General features: G+C 28.7%; 9 protein-coding genes and 1 tRNA gene. 4 read left to right on the forward strand and 6 right to left on the reverse strand.

From position 1 onward, the window contains the following. Window positions 1–409, forward strand: a 409-nt coding sequence (locus LWW95_10775) for a hypothetical protein (GenBank protein MDL1957507.1), incomplete at its 5' end; no start/stop codon positions are given. A 196-nt stretch (window positions 410–605) separates the two neighbouring features. Here the strand turns inward: LWW95_10775 and LWW95_10780 are convergent. The 3 genes from LWW95_10780 to LWW95_10790 form a co-directional block, all read right to left on the reverse strand. Continuing rightward, window positions 606–1469 (reverse strand): class I SAM-dependent methyltransferase, encoded by an 864-nt coding sequence (locus LWW95_10780; GenBank protein MDL1957508.1) that lies wholly within the window; start codon window positions 1467–1469, stop codon window positions 606–608. Window positions 1470–1547: 78 nt separating this feature from the next. Further along, window positions 1548–1633: transfer RNA gene (locus tag LWW95_10785), tRNA-OTHER, on the reverse strand. Window positions 1634–2621: 988 nt separating this feature from the next. Then, on the reverse strand, window positions 2622–3623 hold the full coding sequence (locus tag LWW95_10790; protein ID MDL1957509.1) for a hypothetical protein: 1002 nt from the start codon (window positions 3621–3623) through the stop codon (window positions 2622–2624). A 279-nt stretch (window positions 3624–3902) separates the two neighbouring features. Between LWW95_10790 and LWW95_10795 the strand changes: the two genes are divergently transcribed. The 3 genes from LWW95_10795 to LWW95_10805 all read left to right on the forward strand — a co-directional run bounded on the left by LWW95_10795 (window position 3903) and on the right by LWW95_10805 (window position 6511). Further along, window positions 3903–4316, forward strand: a complete 414-nt coding sequence (locus LWW95_10795; GenBank protein MDL1957510.1) for a hypothetical protein — start codon at window positions 3903–3905, stop codon at window positions 4314–4316. A 1-nt stretch (window position 4317) separates the two neighbouring features. Then, window positions 4318–5952 carry a hypothetical protein gene (locus LWW95_10800; GenBank protein MDL1957511.1) on the forward strand — a complete coding sequence of 545 codons (1635 nt, stop codon included), beginning with the start codon at window positions 4318–4320 and terminating at the stop codon, window positions 5950–5952. A 145-nt stretch (window positions 5953–6097) separates the two neighbouring features. Further along, window positions 6098–6511: a hypothetical protein gene (locus LWW95_10805; protein MDL1957512.1), complete on the forward strand. Its 414-nt coding sequence runs from the start codon at window positions 6098–6100 to the stop codon at window positions 6509–6511. A gap of 279 nt (window positions 6512–6790) precedes the next feature. On the opposite strand, the gene LWW95_10810 is transcribed toward LWW95_10805, so the two are convergent. From LWW95_10810 to LWW95_10820, 3 genes are all read right to left on the reverse strand, one after another. Continuing rightward, complete coding sequence (locus LWW95_10810) at window positions 6791–6982, reverse strand: hypothetical protein (GenBank protein ID MDL1957513.1); 192 nt, start codon at window positions 6980–6982, stop codon at window positions 6791–6793. Between the two features lie 1554 nt (window positions 6983–8536). Next, the gene (locus LWW95_10815) at window positions 8537–9085 is read right to left on the reverse strand and encodes a hypothetical protein (GenBank protein MDL1957514.1); all 549 of its coding nucleotides are present in this window, start codon (window positions 9083–9085) and stop codon (window positions 8537–8539) included. Window positions 9086–9139: 54 nt separating this feature from the next. Continuing rightward, a partial coding sequence (locus LWW95_10820; protein ID MDL1957515.1) for an ATP-binding cassette domain-containing protein occupies window positions 9140–9464 on the reverse strand: 325 nt, incomplete at its 5' end.

The raw sequence follows: 9464 nt of genomic DNA on the forward strand, positions 1-9464 counted from the left end.
AATAAATCTAATGTATAGGATATTTAAGGAAAACCTAAGTACAGATGTACTTATTTCTCTAGAAAGTAATAGAAATATCGAGACACTTGACTTTCCTTATCCAATAATTGTTATCGATACATCGGCAAACTATAGAGTTCTCATAAATGGACAAGAAAATTTTTCTCTGCAAGACTTCTATTTCCTAAAAATTTTAAATGAAATCTTATCAATAGAAATATTATTTAAAAAAACATATATATGTATAGATAGCTACAAGAGAGTTATTCCACTGAAGAAAATGATAAAAACAATAAAAAATAAGCTGAGGATAGAAAATTTATTGGGCGAAAGAGTATTATTAGATTATGATACAACTCTTAAAACAGAATTATCTATTAAATTAAAACCATGCCTACCTAAAATCTAAAAATAAGTTTCTAATATAATAGTTATAGTTTTTCTAATTATATTTAGATTCTAGAGTTATCAAAATAATTTGATTTCTAATGAACACATGTAGCTTTCCATATCCAAAGATACAAATTTATTTTAACAATGATTTATCTTTACTCGATTATACGATTATTACAATAGAAATTCTTTATAAAACCTTATTGGAGAAATTATTTATATGCTAATATCCCTAAGAGTTTAGGCATATATTCTATTCTAAATCCAGCTTTCATTAATCTTCTTCCCATGCCCTTTACCATCCTCTTACCACTTAAAAGACCGGGGTACCCAGTATAATGAAATAAAATTCCATGAGGTTTTAAAACTCTATACAATTGTCTATAAAATTTAAGACTATATAGTTCTCCTGCAAGAGAAAATCTAGGGGGGTCATGAATTATCTTATCAAAAACATTATCTGAAAAACTATATATTACTTTTGAAGCATCATCTATAACAATCTTTATTTTATCATCATCCAGTTTTCTAGACCATGGATTATAGGATGCCATCTCCAATACATTTAAATTCTTTTCAATAGTAATGATTTTCCCAGCCCCCTTTTGCAGAGAAATTATAGCTGTGTATCCCAACCCTGTACATATATCTAGTATTTTTTCACCAGATCGTATAGATATCGCATTAACTTTTTGCAGAGAGTCTTTCCATGGAGAAATATCTTTAATTCTATGCATATGAATACCATTTATCTCAAGTGTAGGTGCAGTATTATATCCTACCGATCGTAGCTTATAATAACTTTTCCCCCTCCACCATGCAAGTTTTACAAAAATATTATTTTCATAGCAGTATAAGTCTCCCTCCCTCCACTTAATATCCTTTAACATACTAATATCGACACCCATATCATCTATTATTAAATTTCTATTCCTTATCTTATAGAAGCTATAAGTTAACCCCATATCTAAAGTAGTGTAGACGCTTCTTTCTCCTTTCGAATAAGCATTTAAAATAGATTTAACTACCTCTCTAGAAAAGACTGGAAGATTTTTCGGAATAAATCTGTATAACACAATAAATATATCAATAATTTCAAAATAAAATCTTTCGATTAATATATTATTATATTATAGATTATCAGTATTAGAATATGCGGCCGCCGGGATTTGAACCCGGGTCACCGGCTTTCCTCTTCCTCGGGAGGCCAGCGTCCTAGACCATACTAGACGACGGCCGCCCAATAATTATTAGTTTAAAAAGAGTATAAAAATGTTTCTGGAACTATTTAGAGCTGATGGTGGACGAAATATCTGACTAAAGTTCTTCATAATTGGTTTTAAGAGCTTTGGCCATGATTTTTAATTCTTTTCTTTTATCTCTCCTTACCACTACTACATAATAAGAAAGTAGTTTTTCAGCTATCTATATGAATCCTCTACTTCAACAACTGCTATCGATTTCGCATGTGGTGAAGAATATCTATCTATTTTTCTTAAAAAATCCTTTTATAACTTGAATTTTCCCGAAAAGTGGTGAAAACTTAACTAGAGTGATAGGGCCTTCACGTATTTCAGCATCCACTGTTACTCCACTTTTATGTATTTTATCATATTTTTTTCCTAATAACTAATTTAGAGGTGATGGAAAGAAGTACTGGTCCTAAATAAGAACAATGACCTAAAATTACTGTTTTCGCCGCGTCATATTTGCTTAAAGGTACCTCAAGTTTCCTAGATACCTCGGAGAACAAGCTTAAAGGTAAAATATTAGTCATAAAGCAGGGTTCTTCAAAAAATTTGTTTAAAAGAACTAGAGTAATTAGTGTTAAAGTATCTCCTTCACATGAACAGGATATTTTCTCATCAAGTAAAAGAGATAGGCTAAACATGGATGTATTAGCCCATATTTTCCCTCAAACTTTTCAGCCAGACATCCTAAAGTTGTTGATGAATGGATAAAGTCCAAAAGTTAAGTTTTCTAACTCCTCTTTAGAGAAATCACCAACAACCTTCACTTCTCTTACACATTCTGAGGAGAAACCTTAAGGGTGTCAAAGACTTCCTAGGTCTAAAAATCTTCCAGAAATTTCCTCATCTCTTCAAATACTATTTTAAGAAGATCATATTAGCTTATAAATGATAGCTAAGAGATTATAAAATTATTAAGTAATTTCACGGAGAAAAATGTAAGATGAAATAATGATGATTCAAGGGTTAGAATAGGCATTATTTAATATTTTCCTTATTCTGCCTAACCTTAAAGAATACGCGAACATAATCTCTCTTAGGAGGCGGCCTCCATCTTATATAATAGCATTTTTCTTTATCTGGATTACATATCATTAATTTTATAACTTTGTATTTTGTAGACTTCATATTTATATCATATGTGCGATAAATAGTTCCATATATTAGCTTGTTATATTCTTTAACTCTACTTAATTCTTTATTATCTGATTTTCGTGGATCTTGACGATAACTGACATAAATATTTATTGTGTCTTTTATGAGTTCATAGTATTCTACAGGTAATGCCAAGCTTATAATTACTTTTCTTGTAATACAGTTAAGTCGGGGACAAAAGGATACAAATTCATATTTTTCGTCGAAAAACCATTTGCCATTATTCACTTCTTCCTCAATTTCTTCTAAGATCATATGATATTGATTATTATATTTTTCTTTCCATAAAAGTATAATTTCTTCTTCTCTTATAACTGGAGGATTTATTTTAAAGATGTACCTTGTCTTGTAATGCCTTGGGCGCTCTATAGAAATTTTTCTTTGATGTAGAAAAACATTTCTATCAAGATTTATATCTACAATATGAATATCTTTCATCATACCAGATATTTCAGCGATAGCCGTATATTCATCAAATTCTCTATTTGATAATATATGAACTAAACACGTTTCCTCACTATTACCGTTTTTATCTATGAAAAATGCTAAATGAGATAATAATATGATGTAATCACTTTCTTCTTTTATTAATTTTTCTCCTCTTTCCGTCAGATAGTATTTAGAAAATTTTCGATTTATTTTTTCCCTTTTTAGATATCCTTTTATAACTAATTTTTTTAAAAGACTAGCAAGAGTTGAAGGAGGATATTTTTTAACTAAATGCATAATATCTTTAAAACGAAGTCCATCTTTTTTAACATCATTTAGGTATATAATCCTGAGCAATAATTTCACTTTTTCATCAATATTACATTTTTCAGACATTGATATCACACTTAATTCAATTTATTTTTTATTATTTTATTTTATTTTAATTCAAATGATTTAAAATTTTTTCTGACTAGAGATCGTTCAATTTAGTATTTATTTTTTATTTAGTTCTCATGGATAATCCTTTTCTTCTCTTCATCTTTTATTATTGATTAGTAAAAATTTATAAGTAAAATTTATAAGATGAAAAAATATTAATAATGATGAATTATTCGAAAATAGTAAGATAAATTTTTAAGAATAATTTGGAATAAAAGATTTAAAGGTGGGGAGATGAATAGCATTGATTTGATCATTTTCCTAATATTAACCATTGGTGGTTTATTATTAGTTTTCATGCTTATTATCATTTTATTGTATTTCTCTAAAATTGGTAAATCTCCTTTAAGGATTAAAGGAGATTTAATCGTGTTTCCTGAGTTCTTTATAATTAATTTCCCTGCTAATATTAAATTTCCAATTCTGTTATATGGTCTATTTTATTTTAACAGAACCTATATTTCTACAGAATATCGAAGATATTCTGCAGAAGATGCCCTTAAAGAGATACTTAAAAATGAGATTTTTGGGGCATCAGAAGCTTATAGTTCAGGAAGATTAGTGGAGGCTTTTAAGAAATCTTTAAGGGCTAATGCTCGTTTAATACTTTCTTATGTTGAAGGAAACAAGCTTAAATTGCCATCGTGAGATGATGAATCTTATATCTCCCACTACAATATGTGAAAAATACAACAATTTAATTGAATATCTTAAGAAACCGAATAAAGCTATTGATTTAGGATTAATAGAAAAATTATATTATCAATATATCTATCCTATCTTAGAAAGAGCTTCGATTATCGGTAAAGAATTAGATAAAAGTCCAGAGTATAGTTTACTTAAGGAAAGCATATATAGAATTTATGAAAAAGCTTTAATTTATTCATGGATCTATAGTACTTTATTTTCTTCACCAATATATCTTAAAAAAAATAATATGTTAAGAGCAATATGTAAAAATGCTATAGATATATTGATAGTTAAAGATGGTTATGAAATCATGTATAGAAAGTTATTAAAAATAATAATATTGCTATATGGATATCAAGAAAAATGTAGTATTAAGTTAATAAAATATGGAAATATTAACAAAATGGTGGGAAAACAATATAAACAAATATTTAAAACAACAAGTTATATAAAAGATAAAATATTAAAAATATGTTTCTCGAGTGGAAAAGAACGAGAAATTTGGGGATTCTGGCGACTTTTTTCAGCAGGAAAAGAGGATCGTGAAGAAATAATTGATACTGCATACGCTTTATTAATTAATGAGGTTAAAGAGAAGTTAGAAAGAGAGTCTTTGGATAAAATTCGTATAATTGGCATAGGTCGTGGTGGTAGTGCATTAGCTGGGCTTATCATTAAAAGACTAAGAATACCAATGTGTATCGCATATTTTGGTGGCCATATTGGCTATGGTCTTTATGATTCGATCTTAAAAGTTTTGCCGAAACCTCAAAAAGATGAAACTCTAATTCTCTTGGACGAAGTATCTGCAACAGGATATACGTTAGGATTAGTTCGTCAAATTATGTTATCTCTCGGCTACGACCAAGGGAAGATTTTGCCATTTGTTCTTTTAAAGGTAGATCCTATAGGTGTAAAAGAGGAGGAAATAAAAAGATATAATAAAATAAAAGAATCAATTATTTCATTATTTGGTTACGCATCAAATAATGAAATAAAGAAAAAGGGGATGGGAAATAGTTTCCTTGACTCTCTTACATTAAGTCGAGTAAAAAAACCAAAAGTGAACGTCAAGAAATTAGAAGAAAATTTAAAAAAACTATGCGTTATAAACAATAAAGTATGTCCTTGGAATATATATAATGATCCAAATCTCGTAGCGGAAATTGCAAATTATTTTATTAATTTCATTTATAGTCTAGAGAAGAGTAATAAAAAATATCTCCTATTTTCTGCTTCGATATGGATATTACCAGTCGCTGCAATAGTTTCTGATGAGATAAATATTCCACTAGTATATCTAAGAGAGACTCCCTATAAAATAGAAACTAGACCCAATCTTTCTCTTATACGTAAAAAACCAGATGTAATAATAATCTTAGATACCGTTATAAAATATGGTGAAAGAGTAAACTTTATTCTAAAAAAACTTCTTGAAAAAAAGATTATTCAAAAAGATACTAATGTAGAGCTATTAACATTATTTAGTTTATCTGAAGATAAAAAGATTAGGGAAGAAATTTTAAAAGATAAAAGGATTAGGTTAAATATATATTCTATATTCAAACCCTATGTTGGTGATAAAAATGAATAAGGATTTAGGTGACTTTATAGCAAGTTTTTGGAGTATTATGTTTGGTCTCTTCTTTGGAGTTTTTTTCAATAAAGTAATGCTCCGAAATTTTCTATGTTACATAGTCTGGGTATTTTGGGTAGTTTCTTACTTTCTTCTTTTCTTTATGATAGTTATAGGTGAATTGAATATATTAGGAATTTTAGGAGATTTAAGAGAATTTTTAGAGAAAGTTAGACTAGGTTTTCTATATCGAATAATAGCTATTCTAACCATTCATTCATCCCTAACAAAAGCACTCTTAATTGTTGCACTACTATTTTTCACAATTATCCCTTTTGGTATAGCAGCTTTAGGTTGGATAAATCCTTATATTATTTCATTAAACTTATTAGGAAATTTCTCATTTTATTTATGGAAGAAAAAGGAAATGGAGGGTCTTTTTGGAGGGCCTAAAATTGTTTGGTCCATTATATTATGTACTATTATACTTGTTTTTCTAGGCCCTATTATTGTTGAAATACCTAAGAAATTAGGTTTTTCATTTGTTATAAGTTGGATTTTACTACTCGTTTACTAAATACTTCATGTTAGCTGGTTTTTCCTGATGGTTTTTCGGTATAGCTTAATGCTTCTGGTGTTAGAGAGAGTGGAAAAGTTGTCTGGTTTGCGAAAATTCCTTTGACTATGGAGGGAAATATGTTGTTAAAGTGTTTGATCCATATACTGGGGGTTAACTTCATCTAATTCAGTCTTCTTAACTCTGTATTTAATGGTACTATTTTCCAGGCAAAAAGATATACAGCTTCTTAAAAGGTTTTGGGTGATAAACAACTAAAAACTAATTGAAGTATTATCTTCAAACTTTAATCTTGAATTTTGGTATTTTAATTTCGTCCCACTCTATATATTTTCTTTTATCCTTACCTATGGAATGATAAAAAACAAAATGTTCTGCATATTCATTTACTCTAAAATAAGTTTCTCCAGCCAAGAATTTTAATACATTTTCTAATTTTGGAGCCTTGAACGGAATATCGTTTTTAATCATGGCTTCTACCATTTTAAGAAATTTTCATGCATAAGCATAGTTTGTAACAAATATGCTGAACCAAGGTTCATGTTTATTTGGAGGATACAAATGAATTCCGTGTCTATATCAACTAAACACTATTTCAAAGGGATGACCACCACAGCGAGACTTGTGACAAAGCCAGTACATAAAGGCTCTTTTACTTGTTTTATTCTTTATTTTCAACATTCTACAGTCTCTTCAATCAGACTATCTCCTATATATATCCTCTGGAGCCATGTTTCCAGTCTTTTCACCGAAAGCGGCTTTATAGTAAATAACACAAACATTGAGGTAATCGTTTAATGAAATAAAGTATATTGGTTTCATAGTTTTATGTGAGAAATATATATTTTCATAATTCTTTCTTTCTTCTTTTTTGAAGAACCTTTTTCATAACGCATTTACCTAATATTTTTCCAGTTCTAATTTCTGGTGGCAGACATCGTTTTATGATTTCAGAATTTTTCATTAAAACTTTTGAAAATTTCAGCATGTCTTTTACAATATCAAAGTATTCTTTCTCAATTTCTTCTTTCCCAGAATATATACTTCTAATGGAGTAAAATTGTTTGAAATTAAAGCATACATATTCTTATAGTTTACAATCGCAACTATTATAGCTCCGATTTTTCCTATCCTGACTAGAAGATAAAAGTTGTACCTTTTTTTCTCCGGGATCTTGATCAGATTCATCTGGATATGCTAAGTCTGCAAGCTTTCTTATCAGATTTAATAATCTTGTATTCTTTATTTTAATATAAAGGTTGCCAGGTCTAAATATATAGCTTAACTCATAGTAGCTGAATTTTGACTTAAATCCGAATATTTTTTCAAACGCTTTTATTTTCATAATTTTATGATCCCGAATCTTTTCTCTAATATCATATTTCGAATTCAGTTCATCTAAAATTCTTTAACTAATTTTCCTAATGTTTTATTTATATATAAAAGATTTAAGGCGTTAAGCTTATCTAATGAGTTTAATTAATGTATTTAAGAATGCTTTAAATTGTGTTATGATTTTTATTTTTAAGATTAGCTTTAAAGGAATTTTTTTCTCCATATTTCTTTTTATGGTCTTTAATTATTCGATTATATTTATGTGGATCTGTTACAAATGTACGATCTAAAACATGGAAGAGAGTATAACGATTAGTATCTATTCTAAGCTCAGTATCTTTATCTGTTGTTACAAATATTGGACGTATATCTAAAGTAGTCCTAGTTTTTTCAGGCCTTCTTTTCCAAAAGCATTTTTTGTCAATCGTTCTCTCAAACTTATTTTACATGAAATAATGACTTTTACTAAATTTATAGTTTTATCGACAATTAGAATATCGACGTCCAACGCTCCTTATTTTGACATCAAATATTTTTATAAACTTTTTAGAAAGTTCGTGAATATAATTTTATTAGTTTTACATTACTATTCAATTTCCCAGTTTATGTTTATTGTTTGAATAGACCTATGGTTAATATTTCGCTGGTTTAGATAATTGTTTCGATTAGAAAAGTCTATCTCTACTATATTTATCTATCAAAGTATTTTAACATGTATTCTGTAAATGATCTATTGTTTACCAATATGGATGTCAATATGCTTATTAGAATTATTTCTATCCATGCTTTACTTAATATTATTGGAATGAGGAATTCAAGCGATATTTTTAGGAATAATGGGATAACATATTTAAAGAATATTATTGTAAATATGCATTCCGGAATATAGCTTAGAGGAGCTAGTGGTAGAATCCATTTAAATCTATTTTTCTCCCTTATCTTTAAAATATCTACTAGTAATCCTAAAGTTAATCCAGTTAAAGATTTACCTAAGGGGAGTCCTATTAAACCCAATATTCCCAAGGATCCTAAAGGTCCGAAGAATATTCCTGGAAGTAGACCTGATAGAAAACCGACTATGAATCCGATATATGTTCCACCATATATTGCAGATATAAATGTAGCTATATGGGAGAAATCTGGAACTACCTGTCCCCCAATTGCAAATCTAGTAGGTATAAATAATATATTTCCAATGATGCTCATTATTGCGCAAAAGCTGATTTTCCTTGCATCCATAGTATTTAATAATATATTTTACTCATAAAAAAGTTTTTACTTAAAAATGAGTAGCTATCTCATATGGATACTTTTAAGATATCTTTTAATCATATCTGATTTTGTCTTATATATTATTTCCCTTGGTTTCCCCTCTTCTATAATTTTCCCATTATCCATAAATACTATTTTATCCGCAACATCTATTGCGAAATCTACTTCATGTGTAACTATGATCATAGCTATACCTTCTTCAGCGATTTTTCTCAAAGTATTTAATACTTCATCTCTAAGATCGGGATCTAATGCTGATGTGGGTTCATCTAGTAAAAGTATTATCGGGTCCATTGCTAATGCTCTTGCAATAGCAACTCTCTGTTGCTGTCCACCGGATAGCTGT

This window comes from Candidatus Desulfofervidus auxilii (assembly GCA_030262725.1).
GTDB lineage: Bacteria > Desulfobacterota > Desulfofervidia > Desulfofervidales > Desulfofervidaceae > JAJSZS01.